This is a genomic window from Acidobacterium sp. FHG110202_01, assembly GCF_059115305.1.
In genome coordinates, this window is the sequence record NZ_JBZYWJ010000001.1 from 404,009 (window position 1) to 422,657 (window position 18,649).

15 protein-coding genes and 1 tRNA gene are annotated in these 18,649 nt (G+C 54.8%); 8 read left to right on the forward strand and 8 right to left on the reverse strand.

Annotated features, from left to right (window positions below):
- Nucleotides 1-14: 14 nt before the first annotated feature.
- Nucleotides 15-242: a hypothetical protein gene (locus tag AC5S16_RS01610; protein ID WP_493928252.1), complete on the forward strand. Its 228-nt coding sequence runs from the start codon at nucleotides 15-17 to the stop codon at nucleotides 240-242.
- A gap of 498 nt (nucleotides 243-740) precedes the next feature.
- Nucleotides 741-3,209 carry a hypothetical protein gene (locus AC5S16_RS01615; protein WP_493928253.1) on the forward strand — a complete coding sequence of 823 codons (2,469 nt, stop codon included), beginning with the start codon at nucleotides 741-743 and terminating at the stop codon, nucleotides 3,207-3,209.
- Between the two features lie 108 nt (nucleotides 3,210-3,317).
- On the opposite strand, the gene AC5S16_RS01620 is transcribed toward AC5S16_RS01615, so the two are convergent.
- From AC5S16_RS01620 to AC5S16_RS01630, 3 genes are all read right to left on the reverse strand, one after another.
- Nucleotides 3,318-3,407, reverse strand: a tRNA-Ser gene (locus AC5S16_RS01620).
- Between the two features lie 293 nt (nucleotides 3,408-3,700).
- Nucleotides 3,701-5,824, reverse strand: coding sequence for a S9 family peptidase (locus tag AC5S16_RS01625; RefSeq protein ID WP_493928254.1), 2,124 nt, complete (start codon nucleotides 5,822-5,824; stop codon nucleotides 3,701-3,703).
- 391 nt (nucleotides 5,825-6,215) lie between these two features.
- Entirely contained in the window at nucleotides 6,216-6,407 is a 192-nt protein-coding gene (locus AC5S16_RS01630) for a hypothetical protein (RefSeq protein WP_493928255.1), read from the reverse strand.
- Between the two features lie 433 nt (nucleotides 6,408-6,840).
- Between AC5S16_RS01630 and AC5S16_RS01635 the strand changes: the two genes are divergently transcribed.
- Nucleotides 6,841-8,202 carry an MATE family efflux transporter gene (locus AC5S16_RS01635; protein WP_493928256.1) on the forward strand — a complete coding sequence of 454 codons (1,362 nt, stop codon included), beginning with the start codon at nucleotides 6,841-6,843 and terminating at the stop codon, nucleotides 8,200-8,202.
- Here AC5S16_RS01635 and AC5S16_RS01640 read toward each other — a convergent pair.
- Nucleotides 8,199-9,434 (reverse strand): nucleoside permease, encoded by a 1,236-nt coding sequence (locus AC5S16_RS01640; protein WP_493928257.1) that lies wholly within the window; start codon nucleotides 9,432-9,434, stop codon nucleotides 8,199-8,201. The two genes, AC5S16_RS01635 and AC5S16_RS01640, sit on opposite strands and share 4 nt — an antisense overlap.
- Nucleotides 9,435-9,760: 326 nt before the next feature.
- Between AC5S16_RS01640 and AC5S16_RS01645 the strand changes: the two genes are divergently transcribed.
- Together AC5S16_RS01645 and AC5S16_RS01650 are read left to right on the forward strand one after the other, a co-directional pair.
- Nucleotides 9,761-10,369, forward strand: coding sequence for an SH3 domain-containing protein (locus AC5S16_RS01645; RefSeq protein WP_493928258.1), 609 nt, complete (start codon nucleotides 9,761-9,763; stop codon nucleotides 10,367-10,369).
- 120 nt (nucleotides 10,370-10,489) lie between these two features.
- Nucleotides 10,490-10,699 (forward strand): LuxR C-terminal-related transcriptional regulator, encoded by a 210-nt coding sequence (locus AC5S16_RS01650; protein ID WP_493928259.1) that lies wholly within the window; start codon nucleotides 10,490-10,492, stop codon nucleotides 10,697-10,699.
- Between the two features lie 56 nt (nucleotides 10,700-10,755).
- On the opposite strand, the gene AC5S16_RS01655 is transcribed toward AC5S16_RS01650, so the two are convergent.
- The 3 genes from AC5S16_RS01655 to AC5S16_RS01665 all read right to left on the reverse strand — a co-directional run bounded on the left by AC5S16_RS01655 (nucleotide 10,756) and on the right by AC5S16_RS01665 (nucleotide 14,300).
- The gene (locus AC5S16_RS01655; RefSeq protein ID WP_493928260.1) at nucleotides 10,756-11,760 is read right to left on the reverse strand and encodes an exostosin domain-containing protein; all 1,005 of its coding nucleotides are present in this window, start codon (nucleotides 11,758-11,760) and stop codon (nucleotides 10,756-10,758) included.
- A gap of 93 nt (nucleotides 11,761-11,853) precedes the next feature.
- A complete protein-coding gene (gene mdh, locus AC5S16_RS01660) occupies nucleotides 11,854-12,780 on the reverse strand; it encodes a malate dehydrogenase (protein ID WP_493928261.1) in 927 nt (308 codons plus the stop codon).
- Between the two features lie 119 nt (nucleotides 12,781-12,899).
- A complete protein-coding gene (locus AC5S16_RS01665) occupies nucleotides 12,900-14,300 on the reverse strand; it encodes an NADP-dependent isocitrate dehydrogenase (protein WP_493928262.1) in 1,401 nt (466 codons plus the stop codon).
- A 143-nt stretch (nucleotides 14,301-14,443) separates the two neighbouring features.
- Between AC5S16_RS01665 and AC5S16_RS01670 the strand changes: the two genes are divergently transcribed.
- The gene (locus AC5S16_RS01670; RefSeq protein ID WP_493928263.1) at nucleotides 14,444-15,559 is read left to right on the forward strand and encodes a Gfo/Idh/MocA family protein; all 1,116 of its coding nucleotides are present in this window, start codon (nucleotides 14,444-14,446) and stop codon (nucleotides 15,557-15,559) included.
- 2 nt (nucleotides 15,560-15,561) lie between these two features.
- Here AC5S16_RS01670 and AC5S16_RS01675 read toward each other — a convergent pair whose 3' ends face one another.
- Entirely contained in the window at nucleotides 15,562-15,837 is a 276-nt protein-coding gene (locus AC5S16_RS01675; RefSeq protein ID WP_493928264.1) for a YtxH domain-containing protein, read from the reverse strand.
- Between the two features lie 222 nt (nucleotides 15,838-16,059).
- Between AC5S16_RS01675 and AC5S16_RS01680 the strand changes: the two genes are divergently transcribed.
- Entirely contained in the window at nucleotides 16,060-17,625 is a 1,566-nt protein-coding gene (locus AC5S16_RS01680) for an NAD(P)/FAD-dependent oxidoreductase (RefSeq protein WP_493928265.1), read from the forward strand.
- 133 nt (nucleotides 17,626-17,758) lie between these two features.
- The gene (locus AC5S16_RS01685; RefSeq protein ID WP_493928266.1) at nucleotides 17,759-18,595 is read left to right on the forward strand and encodes an SCO family protein; all 837 of its coding nucleotides are present in this window, start codon (nucleotides 17,759-17,761) and stop codon (nucleotides 18,593-18,595) included.
- Nucleotides 18,596-18,649 lie beyond the last annotated feature (54 nt).

Consider the following 18,649-nt stretch of genomic DNA (forward strand, 5'->3'; position numbering starts at 1 on the left):
AACGGAACGTACTTATGAATCTTTGCGAACCGGATGAGACGATGAAACCAACCATCACAAGACCTCGTACGCATTGCCCCAAAGGGCATGACCTTCTTGTTCATGGATACTATTTCGGCACCAGCCAGCGCTGCCGGGAATGCAACCGATTGAATGCGGCAAGACAGGCCGTCTTTAGAAAGACAGCATCATCACGGCAGGAAGACGATGGCAATAAAGATGGAAACAACAATCAAAACTAGAAAGATATCTATGTGGCAAAGAGCATCAAGCGATTCGGAGTGGGCAGACGCTGCCTTATCCATTACATCCCTGCTTTGGATGCAGCTTATCGAGTACAAGCGTACTGGCCGGGAGGCGGGTCCAGATCCGGACGACCCGCTCCGGCTCAAGAACCTGCTGGCCTCGTTGTGTGCGGTTTTCAGTCAATTTGAAGCGTGAACCATAGTGCTAATCGCGCAGGAGTTCGTTCGAACTCCTGCGCGATTAGCAAACAAATCCTTCCCGGTGCCCGGAAAAGATTTAACCCGACATTCATCGTGGTGTAACAAGCCAGCACAACACCTCTCACCTTATTTCCGACAACTCAACAGAGAATGAATGCGGCCTCCGTTTATCGGAGGGTAAACGCGTTACATAACTCCTCATTAGTGCAAACGTTTGAAGAGATTCCGTGTTATTGCTTTGAGACACCCAATTCTGTGCATATCTCAAGCTCCTGGGAGGGTAATGACGGCTCTATGTCAAGTAATTTTGGTATACACAGACCGCTTACACCAGCATACGATGCTCCTGAATCCTCAAGCCAAGGAGCGCGTCAGCAAAGGCCAGCCACAGTTCCTCAGCGTGATGCTGGGGCGAAGAAAAACGTCCGGTTTCAGATAGATGGGGCAGCGGTTGCACCTGGTGATGATGTGTCTGAATCAGGTCCGGAGTCTCTTTTAGATCCCCCAGGGCGTCATCTTTCGGAGGATCATGAAGAAAGTCAGGCAGATGACGACGGTTCCTTATTGTCTGAAGCTCCAAGCCTGGATTCGCTTTTAGATCAATTTGGCGAAGTTCCAGAGCGTCATTCTGCCAGCGCTCCTGATCCTTTTCAGAATCAACGGTATGCGATTGCACTTCACCAGGCGCTTTCTGAAGACCCTAACTCCACATTGCCTGCACCAGTCGGCGGGGGACAAGATCATCCGCAGGGACCGGTTGCCACTCCAGACAATCGCACTGGAATCGCCGGGCCAGGGACACAGCCACCGGGCCCAGTAAACTATCAACCGTTCAGACCTCCGGCAGTTTTGAGGAAGAAAAATCGCCCACAGGTTGAGGCCGAAGGAACCAGGAGAACAGGTATCGAGCACAGGCCGGACGAGCAAGCGGCGAAGAGAGAACACTATGAAGCTACGCTAAAAGATGGAAAAACCGGATTCACGGTTCCATCCAAGAATGCGCCGGATCGCTGGTCGCAGCCCAGGGGAACAAACGCGCACAGAGCGCAGCCCATGAATAACGAATTATTCCGAGGGCCGTTTCGTCAAACAGAAAAGGTCGCCGATGGCGCTCTGCTAACAGGCGGTACTGATGCCACGCCTGCTGACGTCGGTCTTCAGGAGGGCGGCTTTTCGGCGTTAACCGCGCAGAGGGCTGGAGCTGCACTGTATGCCGCGTTCAATTTTGTAACGGCTAATTCCAAACAGACACGCTATACGGACCAGCTCAATCTTATGTTGCAGGACGATGTCAGGAAGTTCAAATGGTCTGAGCCGAATGACATTACTCGAGAGACTGTGACCCTCACCAAGGCCAAAGACGGGAAATCCTATGAATATGACATGAGCAAAGTAGCAAAGCTGGCAGGATCCAATAAGCCGTATTTGCATGCCGAGGCAGGGCGCGCCAAGGAAATCCTGCACCTGAACGATGATGCTAACAGGGGCAAGCTTATGCTGCAGGATGACATCAAGAGGCTGAAGCAAGAGCCCGAACTGGAAGATCTGATGTTCAAGAAGGATAAAGATGGAAATTATCAATATGACATGGACAAGGTAGCTAAGCTGGCTGAATCCGACGACCCGGAACAGTTAGAGGAAGCGGGGCATGCCAGGGATATTTTGTTCTCCGACAGTCAGCAGAAGAAGCTCGATGGAATGAAGGGAGACGATTTCAAGAATCTCATGCAGAATCGCCTTCCGGACACAATCATCCTAAGCAGGAGCAAAGACGGGAAATACCAATATGACATGGACAAGGTAGCTAAGCTGGCTGAATCCGATCAACCGGAACTGGCCGAGGCATCGATGCATGCCAAAAATATTCTGCTCATGGATCATATTGCGAATGATGTCTCCAGGAAAAATAAGAACCGGGCTGTTTACGAATTTGTCCGCAATTCACTTGGCACAGCGGGTGGAATTGCCGCGATTGTTGGAACGCATGGCGCTGCGGCGGGCGGCGCGGCAGCCGCGCATTTTGCGATAGCAAAAACGTCAGGCTACGCTTTTGCCGCTACCGGCGCGATTAACCCAGCCAGAGATATTCGTTTCGCTAAACAGCAGATGCGCATGGACAAAGCATCGCTGATTCGGACTCGTGAAACACAGAAGAGAGATGACTTTGCCGAAGAAAATAAGGATGGGTTTAAGGCTGCCAGGAAACCTGGGGAGATAGGCCCCGCATTCACGCCCATGCCTGTCGATGAGATGCCGCAAGAGGCGATTAAAGGGGTGCACGGAGCATTTCGTGACCAGGCGACGCGGGAAGTCAACAAGAACAACGCGTTCCTCGGTTTTATACCGGCTAAGTGGGTTAACGAGAAGAAGCAATATTCCGCCAAGAAAGACCGGCGCGATTTTGTCGGTGAGCACGCAACAAGGGTCATCCTTGAAAATGTAGGCGTGGATAAAGAGGAGAACCTTCCCCGCTTCAGACAGACCATCAAAGATTTCAATGCTGCAAAAGGAAGTAAGCAGGATGCAGTGATGGAAGCTGCGATCAACAGTGACCCAGGCCTGAAAACGGCATACCGGCTTGTTCGGGACATGGGCGGCGGTAAAAAAGAATCTCTGCAGATCATACGGAATACGATGGAACTTGCCATCAGGAAAAAGCAGTCCGGGGATGAGGCGACTGCACTGCTTTCAGGTGCGGGCGACGAAAATCTGGAAAAAGAAGTGGGCAAGCGGATGGGAGCTGATATGTCGAGGCGCCGGTAAGTGGACTGCCCTTTTGACAGGCGGTTTATGGATTGCGGTGAGCAATTTAAGAGTTTGTTTCCAGCTAATGCAATCTGATTGAACCTATTGGTGTTTATCGGATTATGCTGGCGGAGAGACAGGGATTCGAACCCTGGATGCCCTTTCGAGCATACACGCTTTCCAAGCGTGCGCCTTCAGCCACTCGGCCATCTCTCCGGAGGGGAGGTCTTTCTTAAAGTTAACACATTTGAGCTGATAAAAACCCGCTCCCATCCGCCTCGTGTCTGTAGCTTTCCGGTGTTCCAATAAAGACCTGCAACGCTCCAAATGCTGTGAGAAAGCGTCCGGCTATTCGGCACGGAAGTATCGCATGGATTCTTCGCTTCACTCAGAATGACGACCTACTAGTGCTTCCTACAATCTTCCGCGTGACGGATCACACCTGCGAGAAAGCCTGAGCTATTCCATCTATTCCACGGGCTTGTCCAGTTCGTGTTGCTTCGGCGTCACTATGTCGTATTCCGGCTTGTTTTCGCCCAGTAAATACTTGTCGAACCATCCGGTGATGTGATCGAGGCGCTCGATGCGGTGTGCGGGCACTCCGGAGCGCGAGAGCTCATGTGCGACTCGCCAGGGAAGCGCACCATCACCGTATCGATGTGGCGGTATTTGAGCGCGCGGAAGAGCTGCTCGCCGCCGCTGGTGGGCGGAGTGCGGTAGTCGGCTTCGCCAAGGATGAACATCATCGGCGTCTTGATGTTCTTGAAGTAGGTGATGGGCGAACGCGAGCGGAAGTCCTCCGGCTCGTCGAAAGGAGAACCTTTGAACCATGTGGGCTGAAAGAGAGTGAAGTCGGCGGTATACCACCACGATGTCCAGTCGGAGATATCGCGCTGCGACACGGCTGCAGCAAAGCGGGTGGTCTGCGTCACGGTCCAGTCGGTGAGCAGACCCCCACCGCTGCCGCCAGTGACGCCGAGCTTCTTCTCGTCGATATATCCGCTACGCACCAGCTCATCGACGCCAGCCATGAGGTCTTTGTAGTCGTCGCCGGGATAGTGGTACTGGATGATGTTGCCGAATTCCTGTCCATAGGAGGTGCTGCCGCGCGGGTTGGGATAGAGCACGATGTATCCCTTGGCCGCCATGAAGAGGAACTCGTGATCGAAGACATAGCCATAGGCGCTATGCGGGCCGCCGTGAATATTAAGGATGAGCGGATACTTCCTGTGCGGATCGAAGTTGTAGGGCTTCTGCACCCAGGCCTGAATGGTGCGCCCGTCGAAGCTCTTGTAAGTGAGCTCTTCGGGCCGGGAGAGATTGAGCTGCGAGAAGAGCTCGTCATTGATGTGCGTGAGCTGCATTTCTTTGCCGTCGGCGGCAACGGAAAAGAGGTCACCGATCATCAGCGGTGTGGAGACTAGCACGACCATTTTTGCGTGGTCGGCAGATGGAGCGAATAGCTGGATGGTCTGGTCACCCTGGGTGAATTCGGTGACTTTGCCGGTGGCGGCGTCGATCTTCACCAGGTTGGCGCGGCCTCGATTCGTAGCCACGTCGAGCAGCGTGTGGTCATCGAGCCAGACTGGATGCGTGTTTCCCGCAGCGCGGGGCGCGCGATTGTCGCCGCCGATGGAGTCGCCGATGTCGTAATCGTAATCACGGGTGATGTTCTTTGGCTCGGAACCGGGCTTGAGCGCGAGTGTCCAGAGATGCGGCTCGGCATAAGAGCGAATAGGTTGATTGCTTTCCCCGCGAAAGGCAAACTGAGAGCCATCGGGGCTGAGGGAGAGTTCATGCGCGGAGAAGGGAATTGTGGCTACCGTTGTCACCTGCCCGCCAGCTGCGGCGACCGAATCAATGACGCTCCTGGGCAGGTCGTAGTAGGGCTCGTCGGATGTCTCATGGAGATAGTAGATGCGGCTTGAGTCCGTAGACCAGACGGGGTCGGAATCGTCAAGGCGACCGCTGGTGATCTGCTTTGGCCTGGTGGCATGGCCGTCGGCGGCGATGTCCATAATCCAGAAATGGTCAGGGTGATCGAATTCGAGATAGCCTTCGCCGTTCATGCGATAGATGGCGCGGGTGATGACGCGGACGTCGCTCTCTTCCGGTTCATCTTTTTTCTTATCTGATTTCGATTCGTGCTTCTTCCACTCATCGGGCCGAGTACCGCTGGCGATGAGCAGGTGCCTTCCATCGGGTGACCAAAGAGGATTTCCTGCGCCTTCGGGCATGTCAGTAATGCTTTGCGCTTCGCCACCGGCCAGACTCAGCAGGTAGATCTGCGGCTTGCCGGTCTTGCCGTCTTTTTCAGCTGTACGCACGAAGGCGACGGTCCTGCTGTCCGGTGACCAGCGCGGCTGGCTGTCATGCGGGCCGGCGGTGAGCTTGCGCGGGGCTTCGCCCGGCCCATTCAGGTCAAGCATCCAGAGAGAGGTTTCGTAGCCTTTGTGATTGGCTGCGACCTCGACGCGTACAAAAACAACGCGCGAGCCATCGGGAGCGATCTGCGTGTCGCCGATCCAGCGGAACTGGTAGAGATCGGTTGCGGTGATATTTCGTTTGGTCTGGGCCTCAAGGGTGGTCAGGCAGCAGGCAGTGAGAAAAAACAGCAGCACAGTTCGCATCATCGTTCTCATGGCGGAACTCTCTCGCATGGTGGATATTCAGGACTGCAGTGGTTGTTAGAAGTTGTACCATGCAAGGCGAATCCAGTTCCAAAAAACACGAGCCCCGGCGATGAGCCGGGGCTTTTTTGCTTTGTGCTCCTGCGGTTCCGGTCAGTCCGGCAACCGGTCCAAGAACATCGATCTGATACTTCGCACAGAACCGTATCAGCTTCTCAACATCCGGCTAGGCGAGTACAGGCAATTTTCATCTTTGGCGATGCTGCGTGGTAAAAGTTGGCTGGACACAGTTCCACTTCCCCCGCCTGACGATAAGGCAAAAGCCCTGGTGATGGACCACAGCTTTTACTTGTACAGGTGAGGAAAAGCCAGCAGGCTTATTACTTCAATGCAATCAATCTCCCCGTGAGTACCAGGCCGCCGCCATGAAGGTTGCGGCGAGGAGCATGTACCAGGCTCCAACCAGCTTTTTCCGATACAGCCTTCGATTCGAAGGTCTGCGGTCCTGAAGCTCCATGTCTCTCCGCAGGAAGGCAATTGTGAAGTTCTTTATGCTCTCTATTTCTTCGGCTGTAAAAGCCTTCATGCCGCGCCTCCGAAAGAGGCAGAAGGGAAAGCGCGGGCGGTCACGTGGTTCAACGGCGGATCTATGGGAGCGATAACAATTTCCAACATGTCCTCATCCTTTATTCAGGTTCAACACCAGATCGTTTCTTGTGACGCGCGGAATTTCCCCGGCTCCTCAAGAAGGTATGTGTGCTTTACCTGTAGCCAGTTTTTATGTGAGAAGCTTGCGGCGTTCTTCTCTCAGCTTCTTCAAAGAAGCTAGTTATTAGAGATGCAATTTCCGGGTGTGGGGAAATCAGGACGAGCAGCAAAAACAGACCATTCTTATATCAGCATGAGAGAATGGACCGGTCACAGATCTTTCCTGCCAGAGGAAGGACTTTGGTTGATGAAGTAATTCATAATCAGAAACTTATAAATTCAATAGAAAAGCATTACATTAGGGTCGCAGCATGCAAGTCCAATCTGTGGAGAGCCACCTAAAGAGGGAACTGCGCTCCCTGCTGAAGCTCGCTATTCCAGTCATCCTGTCAGAGCTTGGCTGGATGTCCATGTCCATTGTCGACACCATTATGGTGGGCCGCCTTAGTGCTGAGGCGATTGGCGCCGTCGGCATGGGCAATGCTATTTATTATGCGCCGGCGCTCTTCGGGATTGGCATTCTGCTGGGACTCGACACGCTGGTCTCGCAGGCGTACGGTCGCGGCGATTTCGACGAGTGCCACCGCTGGCTCTCGCAGGGCGTTTATGTTGCCATTGGGTTTACGCCGCTGCTGATGGCGCTGCTGTGGGCGGCTCCGCTGGCGTTTCCATATCTGGGAACCAATGAGGTTGTCGGCCGGCAGACAGCGGAGTACCTTCGCATGCTCAACTGGGGCACTCTGCCGCTGCTGTTGTATGCGGCCTTCCGGCGCTATCTGCAGGGCGTGAAGCGTGTCGCTCCGGTGACCTTTGCGCTAATCTCGGCGAACCTTATCAACTGGGCAGGGAACTGGGCCCTGATTTACGGCCATCTTGGATTCCCTGCCATGGGCGTGCGCGGCTCGGCGCTTTCGACCTGCCTGGCACGGGTTTATATGGCTGCGGTGCTGATCTTTGCAGCCTGGAAGAATGAGGCTGGGCGTGGGCATCCGCTCTTTGCACATTGGCCCGGAGTGGCATTAAGCCGTATCCGCGGCCTGCTCAAGCTTGGCGTGCCTGCGGCCAGCCAGATTGTGATGGAGGTCGGAGCCTTTGGCGCTGCGACGGTCATGGCCGCCCGTCTGACTCCGGTTGCTCTCGCTGCCCACCAGATCGCGCTGAACTGCGCGGCCTTCTCCTATATGGTTCCGCTGGGGACATCGGCTGCGGCTGCTGTCTCGGTCGGTCATGCCATCGGCGCAGGCGACGGGCCGCGAGCCCGCCGTGCTGGCTGGCTCGCACTGGCCATCGGAGTGAGTTTCATGGCCTGCGCGGCACTGCTTTTTCTGGCTGCGCCGCGTGCGATCCTGGTTATCTATACAAACCAGACGAAGGTGGTGGATATGGGTGTTCCGCTGCTGGCGCTTGCCGCAGCGTTTCAGGTCTTCGACGGCATCCAGACCATCGGAACCGGCGCGCTCCGCGGCCTGGGAGAGACGCGCATTCCCATGCTGGCCAACTTTTTTGGTTATTGGATCTTCGGTTTGCCGCTCGGATACTTTCTTTGCTTCGTCCGGAACCGCGGGGTGCTGGGCCTCTGGACAGGGCTGACGCTGGCCCTTGTTTTCATCGCTCTTGTGCTGCTCTTCCGGTGGTGGCGTGATTCAACGCGAGTAGCTCTTCAAGGTTCCTAGATCGTGCCGACTGGCTCTGCCTCAGCCTCCGGCGCGGTTGCAGTCATTGGTTCACTCTCCTTAAATGTAAAGAAGAACAGCACCAGGACCAGCACCGAACAGGCTGCTGATACCAGCCAGATTGACCGCCATGTATGTGTGATTAATCCGCCCGCTCCTGTCTGGGTGTAGAGGTCGACGACGTATCCGGAAAGCCATGATCCCACGAGCATGCCCGCGCCATACGTGATCAGTGTAATCATCCCCTGGGCGGCAGCACGCAGTGCGACAGGAGCCTTACGGTCCACGTAAATCTGTCCGGTCACAAAGAAGAAGTCATAACAAATTCCATGCAGCACAATGCCCAGCCACAACATCCACATTGCGCTGCCGGCGTTGCCGTAAGCGAACAGCGCATAGCGCAAGACCCACGCCGACATGCCAGCAATCAGCATGTACTTCACGCCCAGCCTGCGGAAAAACCACGGGATCAGCAGCATGCAGAACAATTCCGACATCTGCCCGCCCGTCATTTTCCCAGCAGCATTTTTGACGCCAGCCTCATTCAAATACAGATTCGTAAATGCATAGTAGAACTGCAGTGGCACACAAATGAGAAACGACGCCAGCGCAAAGATGGTAAAACTGCGCTCGCGGTAGAGCCGCCGCACCTCCACTGGAAAGATGTCTCCCAGGCGAAACTCAACTGCCCGCATCAGCGGTGGAGTGTGCGGAAGCGTAAGCGAGTACAGGGCCATCAGAAATGAAGCCGTTGCTGCAACCCGCATCGGCACAGCAGTAGCTTCAAGCCGCAGTGTGCCGATCAGCAGCCCGGCAACAATCCATCCACCCGTCCCAAGCACACGAATCGGCCCGAACTCCGTCTTTGGATCTTTCATCTGCCGGAACGCCAGCGAATTCGTCAGCGCCATCGTCGGCATATAACAAAGTGCGTAAAGTAAAACCAGAATATAGACCGGCAGGAAGGAAGTCCGCAGGGAAGCTGCCACCAGAAGCAAAGCTCCCAGGAAATGGAGCGCTGCCAGCACCTTCTGGGTGGCGAACAAGCGATCGGCAATGATGCCCACCAGAAAGGGCGACACAATAGCGCCTACAGCCGTTGTCCCGGCCACCAGCCCGATCTGAGCGCCGGAAAAGCGCAGCGACTCGCCCAGCCAGGTGCCCAGCGTGACGTACCAGGCTCCCCAAATGAAATACTCCAGGAACATCATCAGCGCGAGTCTGGCCTTCATCTACGCAATTCACCCTTCAGAACGCTGTAAGCTTTCTACATTGAAACATTACCATCTGACTCATTATGTGCTGAAAAATCAATTAAATGCCTTATATACACGATCCAAGGCATATATTAAATACGTCCGATAACGGATATTCTGTTAAGTATAGAAACGGCGGGGTCTCTTGCACTGATAGCTGATACAGGATCTCATTCCGCGATAGCATCCAGCCAATTAGGTTTTTGAACTTCCGAGTACACTTTATCTGGCGAAAGGTTATGCGCGGACAAAAGAATAGAGTCACTTCACTGCTTGTCGGTCTACTCTTTCTCACGGCGACAATGAGCGCGATTGCGCAGACCCAGCTTTCCAAACCCAGGTCTGGGCAATACGACTACACTTTGAGTCTCGTGGTTCAGCCTGCTGGAAGCATTGTCGGCTCGTTCTACGATGAAACGGGCCGGGGACAATTCAGCTGCGGTTTTTTGCTTTACAGCAATGGTAAGCCGGATGCGCAAGGTAACTACAAAGTGAAGACCTGGTGGCCTTTCCGTGAGCTGGGTATCAATCAGCTTGACGACGACATCGCCTGGGGGACTCTTAGCTTTGCAGGAGGAACTGCCTACCTGCAGTTGCCGAAGAACGCGCATGGCGGTTGCTGGAACGTCAATGTAGAGTTGAACGACGGCCAAAAGGTGGGGTTCAGCCTATCTGTCGAACATCCTGATTGGCGCGGAATTCGAATGGTGAAGGCTGAAAAAGTCATACTGCACAAAAAGCCAGACGAAACCGATAACGCACACGCATACGTTGTGCAGGGCGATGTGGTATTTGTGATCGAGGATCGTGGCACATGGCTACATGTGGAATACGTGAACATACAGAAAGAAGGCGCTAAGACAACAGGCTGGGTACAGGCATCCAGTCTCTTATCTGTTGGCGCACCATAGATTTCCAGGCAAGAGACTCAATCGAATTCCCTGTTCCCGTTTCTTTTGTAATGTTCACAATGTTCCAGGCAGTTATATATACTTACTTGCGTCCGTACAATCTATCGAGGGGATAGCGCGATGACGCCTGACGAGGCTTACAAACTTTTGACAAAAGATGAAGCGGAAGTCGTTCATATGTTTGTAGCAGGCAGTTCTGTCGACGATATCGCAGCGCAATTGCACCTTAACAGGCAGACGATCGCTGCGCAAAAGAACGTCGCTATGCAGAAACTGCATGTCGACAATGATGGTGAATTGATCCGCAGTCTGACGACCCTGCCACATTAACAGGGTGATTGTGCGGAGTAACCTTCCGGCCCCTGGCCAATTGCGGTGATTTTCGCCTACCAGTAGATCTTCCGGTTTCTTCTGTACAAAATAGCCTTGCTCCGCAAATAGGAACGCCAGTTCCCTGGATTTGCGATGTGGCCGTAGTGGCTGATCCGGTGCAGCGGACCGCGTGGTTTGCGCATCTGCATCATCTCTGCACACAGGTCAGCGAGATAGTGGAAGCGGGCTGACTCGGAAAACCATTTTTCCCATTCTTCGCGGGCGCGTGTGCCCATCTCCATGGCCCGGTCCCGGATGCTCTCGAGAAATTCTGGAATTCTGCTGACTTCGGCTTCCGGCAGCCGTACGGAAAAGGATTCCCAGTTGACCCTGTCGTTAGGCACCCATTCGTCAGAAAGGATGATGCAGGCCCGGCCCATCTTCATCGCTTCGAACAGACGGATGCTGCCGGGGCCTCTTCCGCGAGGACAGAGACTGAAGAGCGCATCCCCCATCGAGTCGGCATAGCGTCTCCAGAACGCATCTTTTTCTTCCGGCGTTCCGTGATAGCGGATACGGTAGCTTTCCTTTGAAGTGTCCAGCAGGTAGATATCGTCGCGCCCGTACTTAAGGAATTCTTCGCGCAGCGGATGCGTATTCAACGACCCGACAAACGAAGCGAGATACTTTTCGTTTCCGATGACGGGCCTCGGCTGAAGGTATGGATTCTCAGACAGGAGATAAAATCCCGTACGTGCGTGCCCGGGCGAATAGTGCTGCTTTCTGAGCGACGCATAAATTCCGGGCACGACCGGCCACATATTGTCGGCCCAATCGAACAGGAAGCACTTCTCAGGATAACGGCGATACAACCGGTGCGCGCGTATGGGCTCGCCGAAGCTGCCGCAGGTCGACATCTCCACAAAAAGAATGATGTCCGCTTCTGCCGGATCATGGGCAAGCGTATGGACGTGATACTTATCTAAAGCCGCGCTCTTTTTCAGTGCCTCCAGCGCATAATGAACGTTCGCGTCATATTCCTGGCCTTCATAGATGGAGGCCAAATGCACTTTTGCCATCTGCTTGTGATCACTTTCGGGCGGCAGTTCAGGAATGTGATGCGCAGGCAGTGAACTCAGTTGGGAATTCCCTGCCTGCATTTCTACTTTTTTCTACACGCCAATCACTGCACAGAGCTCTTTCACCGCATCTGCACTCTTTTGGAGCGCTGCCGCTTCGTCGCTGGTCAGCTTGATCTCGATGATCTGCTCGAGGCCTCGTGCTCCGAGCTTGCACGGCACGCCGACGTAAAGGCCATCGATGCCATACTCGCCCTGGAGGTAGGCGGCGCAAGGCAGAATCTTCTTCTTGTCCTTGAGAATGGCTTCGACCATCTCGACTGTCGCAGCCGAAGGCGCGTAGTAGGCGCTCCCCGTCTTGAGATGTTTGACAATCTCGGCGCCGCCGTCTCGGGTACGCTGGACGATTGCTTCAAGTTTTGTTTTTTCAATCAATTCAGTAATAGGAATTCCAGCAACGGTTGAATATCTTGGCAGCGGAACCATGGTATCGCCATGACCGCCAAGCACGAATGCAGTCACGTTTTCGACCGAGACCTTCAGCTCCTCGGCGATGAAGGTGCGGAAGCGGGCTGAATCAAGTACGCCGGCCATACCGATGACGCGCTCGCGGTTGAATTTTGCCTGTTTGAATGCGGCCTGCGCCATCGCGTCCAGCGGATTCGAAACGATAATCAGGATCGAGTTTGGCGAGACGGCAGTGACCTTGCTGACTACGTCTGACATGATCTTGTAGTTGGTCTGCAGAAGGTCATCGCGGCTCATGCCCGGCTTGCGCGGAATGCCTGCAGTGATGACGACGATGTCGGAGTTTGCCGTGTCGGCATAGTCATTGGTGCCGATGATGTGGCAGTCGCGCTTCTCAATCGGCATGGCTTCGAGCAGATCAAGGCCCTTGCCCTGGGGCACGCCTTCCACGACGTCAATCAGAACAACATCGGCCAGCTCCTTGGAGGCGATCCAGTGTGCCGCCGTCGCGCCTACATTTCCGGCGCCTACAATCGTTACCTTCTTACGCATTACTTCTCCTATGGTGAAAACCTCAGGGGCTAAAGCCCCTGTTTTGTTCTTCCGTCTTTATGGCACGGCTGAAGCCGTTCCCTTTCAAATCAGGACTGATGAAGCACACCAACGTGCTCTTACATATTCTCGATCATTCGTGTCGCAAACTCACTGGTCTTGACCTTGGTGGCACCCTGCATCTGGCGCTCAAAGTCGTAAGTCACATGCTTCTGTTGAATCGTCTTTTCCATGGACGATTCAATCAGCCTAGCGGCCTCAGGCCATCCGATAAATTCAAAGAGCATCACACCTGAAAGCATGACCGATCCCGGGTTGATTACGTCCTTGTCGGCATACTTCGGAGCTGTTCCGTGTGTGGCTTCAAACACGGCATATCCGTCGCCGATGTTTGCGCCCGGAGCGATGCCCAGGCCGCCGACCTGCGCGGCGCACGCATCCGAGATGTAGTCACCGTTCAGATTCGGGCAGGCGAGGATGCTGTATTCGTCCGGGCGGATGATCACCTGCTGGAAGATCGAATCGGCGATACGGTCATTGATCAGGATTTTCTTCTTCCACTGGCCGTTGCCGTGCGATTTGCCGATTGAATCAAGGACGCCCTTCACTTCCGCATAGAGCTCCTTGCGAAATTCTTCCGACCCAAATTCCAGGCCCGGCTCGATGAGCGCGGCATTCTGCTCGACGGTCAGGCCGGGGTTCGCTTCGGCATTGCCGAGAATCCAGCTCTCGCGCTCGGTCACCACTGCGTCGCGGAATTCGCTCACCGCTACTTCATAGCCCCACTCACGGAAAGCGCCTTCAGTGAACTTCTGAATATTGCCCTTGTGAACCAACGTGACCGACTTGCGCTGGTTCCCAATCGCGTACTTGATGGCATAGCGCACGAGGCGCTTGGTTCCGGTAATGGAGATGGGCTTGATACCTACGCCTGAATCTTCACGAACCTTCTTCTTGCCGTTCTTCAGTAGGTCGTTGTTGAGGAAGTCGATCAGTTTTTTCGCGTCGTCAGTTCCCTCTTTGAATTCGATTCCCGCGTAGACGTCTTCGGTGTTCTCGCGGAAGATCACTACATTGAGCTTCTCCGGATGTTTCACCGGGCTGGGTACGCCCTGGTAGTACTTCACCGGACGCACGCAGGAATAGAGATCAAGAATCTGCCGCAGCGCGACGTTCAATGAGCGGATGCCGCCGCCGACAGGTGTGGTCAGTGGGCCTTTGATCGAAACGCGCAGGTCGCGCGCCGCATTCACTGAATCGTCGGGAAGCCAGGTGTTGAATTCGCGGAAGGCTTTTTCGCCCGCGTAAATTTCAAACCACTTCACCGAGCGCTTGCCGCCGTAAGCCTTTTCTACTGCTGCGTCAAAAACCCGCTGCGATGCGCGCCAGATATCGCGCCCCGTGCCGTCACCTTCAATAAAAGGAATAATGGGATGATCTGGAACTTCGTACTTTCCGTTTGCATACTGAATCGGTTCGCCGTCTTTGGGCAGGGACTTCCCGTTATACGTCGTCTGCATGTTCCTGGATAGCTCCGGACAAGATTAGTAATGAGGCTGCAATGATTCCCTTTGAGGCTATCACCCGCTGAATACGAGTGGCAATGGAGCGTACCGCTGTACGCGCAGACAGTTTCGAGTACAATTTTCACGGAAACGTTACCATGCCTATATTCACTCGCATTTTCGCCCTCCTAGCCTTTGCTGTGTTCTCTGCTGCCAGCTTTGCACAGTCGTCAACCCCTTTGCGTGTGGCCATTGTCGGGCTTGAGCATGGTCACGTCGCCGGATTTCTCCATCAGTTCCCTCTTCAACATGAGGTAGAACTTGTCGCTATTGTGGACGCGGACAAGGCTCTCACCAGCCGCTACCAGCAGCAGTTTCATCTCGATCCAAAGCTTTTCTATGACACGCTTGACCAGGCCGTGGCCGCGCAGCATCCGCAGGCATTGCTGGTTTATACAGCGGTCGGCGAACACCGCCGCGTGATTGAGCAGGCTGCGCAGCATAACCTGAGCGTGATGGTCGAAAAACCGTTGACGCTGTCGCTCGATGATGCGCTTGCCATCCGGCGGCTTGCCAATCAGCACCACATTCAGGTGCTGGTGAACTATGAGACTACGTGGTATGCGAGCAATCGTGCCGTGTACGAACAGATTCAGCAAGGCAAGCTTGGCGACGTGCGCAAGGTTGTTGTGCATGACGGACACGAAGGACCGAAGGAGATCGGTGTACAGCCTGAGTTTCTGAAGTGGCTCACCGATCCCGCGCTGAACGGCGCTGGCTCGCTCTATGATTTCGGCTGCTACGGAGCCGACCTGATGACGTGGTGGATGCACGGACAGGCGCCCATCAGCGTCACAGCCGTTGCGCAGACGGACAAGCCGGACACGTATCAGCGTGTGGATGATGACGCGACGATCATCCTCTCTTACAAAGATGCCCAGGCAGTTCTGATGCCCTCATGGAACTGGACATTTTCGCGGAAAGATTCCGAAGTCTACGGCACAAAAGGCTATGCCATCACTGTCGGACTGGATAAGCTGCGCTTGCGCTATACCGGAGAAAAGCAGGAGAGCCAGATTTCTGCTACACCACTTGCGCCGCCGCAGGATACTTCCCTGCACTATCTGGCCGCTGTGCTGCGCGGCGAGCTCCAGCCCAAGGGAGACCTCACATCGCTCGACACGAACATGGTCGTGATGCAGATTCTTGACGCTGCCCGCGAGTCGGTACACACGGGACGCACAGTCAAGCTGAAGCCGCTGCCGCCGCAGTAGATTTAGATGATTTCCTGCACGCGCTTCGTGGCGACGTTGTAAACATTGCCGGCAGAATCGATCGCATCACCTACCGCTTCCCTGCCTGCGCGATACGCGGAGCCGGCCTGCTCGCCGAGCGTGTCTGCTGTGTCGCGTACATAATCGGCTGCGTCTTCCAGTTTGCGGCGCACCTGTCTGCGCGTTCTTTCTCCCGACTGCGGAGCATAGAGCAGCGCGACAGTTGCGCCCGCTGTTACACCAATGGCAAATGCTGCCCAGAATTTCCATCCATCCATTGTTTTGACTCCTTTCAAAAGACCTTCACCCCAACTGAGATACGCAATCTTCATCTGCGGGTTGCTGGCAAGCCCTTATGGCATATTCTGCGTCTTATAAAATAACTGAGACATACAGATTAGAGTTTGAATGGTAAATTTTCATCTTTTTCTCCGCGTTTTGCGGGTCCTGGATTGTTTCTTCCCCTTTCGGCAGCTTTCTGATCTCCACGGAGCGCGCGCATGAGCCGCCAGCCGACCGCAGTCATCATCGGCGCCGGGCCTGCCGGGCTCACGGCAGCGCTTGAATTCGTCCGCCGCTCCGGCATTCGCCCCATTGTGCTTGAAGCCGGCCATGAGATCGGCGGCATCTCGCGCACGATCCGCTACAAGGGCAACCGCATGGACATCGGCGGTCACCGCTTCTTCTCGAAGTCGGACCGCGTGATGAACTGGTGGACCGAACTGCTCCCGATCAATGCGGAAGAAAACGGCGAATATTCAGTTCGATATCAGAACAAGGAGCGCACTATCACTGCGTCAAACAAAGCATCTGACCCGGACCGGGTGATGCTGGTGCGTCAGCGCAAAAGCAGGATTTATTTCCTGCGCAGTTTCTTTGACTATCCGCTCAGCCTGAGCCCGCAGACGCTGCGGCAGCTTGGAGCATGGCGCGTCTTCAAGATCGGGTTTGGCTATCTTGAGGCACACCTCTTTCCGCGCAAGAACGAACAGACACTCGAAGACTTCCTTATCAACCGCTTCGGCACCGAGCTTTATCGCACGTTCTTCCAGTCGTACACGGAAAAGGTCTGGGGAGTTCCCTGCGACCAGATCAGTGCTGCATGGGGAGCCCAGCGCATCAAGGGGCTCTCGCTGCGCTCCGCCGTTGCACATTTTTTGAAGAAGACTTTCAGCCGCAAGCAGGCATTGGACATTGCCCAGAAGGCGACCGAGACTTCGCTAATCGAGAAATTTCTTTATCCCAAATATGGCCCGGGACAGCTCTGGGAATATGTAGCCGAGTTAGTTACAGAAAAGGGCGGATGCGTGCAGCTTGGCTGGCGCGTGGATAAGCTGCATGTTTCCGGCGACCGCATTACCGCTGTTGAAGCAGTCAGCGACTCTGGTGAGCGGCGCACTATTGACGCTGACTACGTCTTCTCCACCATGCCGGTGCGAGAGCTGATTCGTAGCCTCGATGCTCCGGTTCCGGACGAGATTCGCGCGATCAGCGATGGCCTTATCTACCGCGACTTCATCACCGTTGGACTGCTCGTGAACAAACTGGCAGTGACAGAGTCGGACGGCGGCCCGCTCAAGGATACATGGATCTATATTCAGGAGCCGGATGTGCTTGTGGGGCGGCTGCAGATCTTCAACAACTGGAGCCCGTATCTCGTCGCCGATCCCGATAAAGTCTGGATCGGACTTGAATACTTCTGCTACGACACGGACCAACTGTGGCGCATGCCGGACGATGAGATCAAGAAATTTGCCATTGCGGAAATTGAAAAGATCGGCATTCTGAAATCGTCCGATGTGCTCGATGCTCATGTCGTGCGCGTGCCTAAGACCTATCCCGCATACTTCGGGACCTATGACCGCTTCGACGAGATCGTTCGTTACATGGAGCGCTACGAGAACCTCTTCCTCGTAGGCCGCAACGGCATGCACAAATACAACAACCAGGACCACTCCATGCTTACGGCGATGACCGCGGTCGACAACATTCTCGCCGGCAACATGGACAAGAGCGGGCTGTGGCAGATCAATACCGAGCAGGAATATCACGAGGAGAAGAGCTAGAGCAAAACCAGAGTTACAGTGCCTTGTTGGGGAGAGTGCAAGGCCGCCGCTCCCTGCTGGTCGCGTCAACTTGAGAGCAGTAGCTTCGGGATACATCAACTCTGGTTTTGCTATAGCTGGCGTATTCTATAGTGTGAAGCTGCTGCGGATTCTTCTCGTCCTTCCCTTCCTCGTGCTGAGTGCGAGCGCGCAGCAGTACTCCGCTGACAAGCCGCTTGGAACATCCTCGCAGAATGCGCCTTCTTACCTCAAAAACGCGGGCATCGACCAGAACCTCAATCACCCACTTCCACTGAATGATCATTTCCGCGATGAGAATGGCAATGACGTGGTGCTCGGCAGCTACTTCGGCCATCGTCCCGTGGTGATGGCGCTGGTTTATTTCAAGTGCGGCATGCTGTGCCCGCAGGTGCTGCATGGAATGGGGACAGCGCTGAAGCAGACCGGCCTTCATCCGGGACATGACTACGATGTGGTGGTTGCGAGCTTTGATCCGTCAGATACTCCGGCTGACAGCGTCGAGGCGAAGCAGCATTTTCTCATGATGCTCGGCGATGCCTCCGCTGCGAACAGCGTGCACTTTCTTACCGGCCCTGAGGCTTCGATCGCTGATCTCTCACAGGCAACCGGATTCCACTATGTTCGCGTTCCAGGCCCAGACGGCAAGATGGACCAGTTCGCACACTCGAGCGTCATCATGATCGCGACGCCCGATGGGCGCATGTCGAAGTACCTCTCCGGAGTGGAATATCAGCCGCGCGACGTTCGTCTGGCGCTGGTTGAAGCCAGCGACCGCAAAATCGGTTCCTTTACCGACCTTGTGCTGATTTACTGCTGTAACTACTCGCCCAGCCAGGGGCGATATACGGTCGCTATTCTGCGCGTGCTGGGACTGGCCGCGATGGGCTCTGTCTTTATGCTTGCGGTTGTGATCTATTTGCTGGGGAAAAAGCCGAAGACTGCTTCGTAATGGTCCTTCCCATTGCCTCATCGCAATTCTTGTCATCCTGAGCGAAGCGAAGGA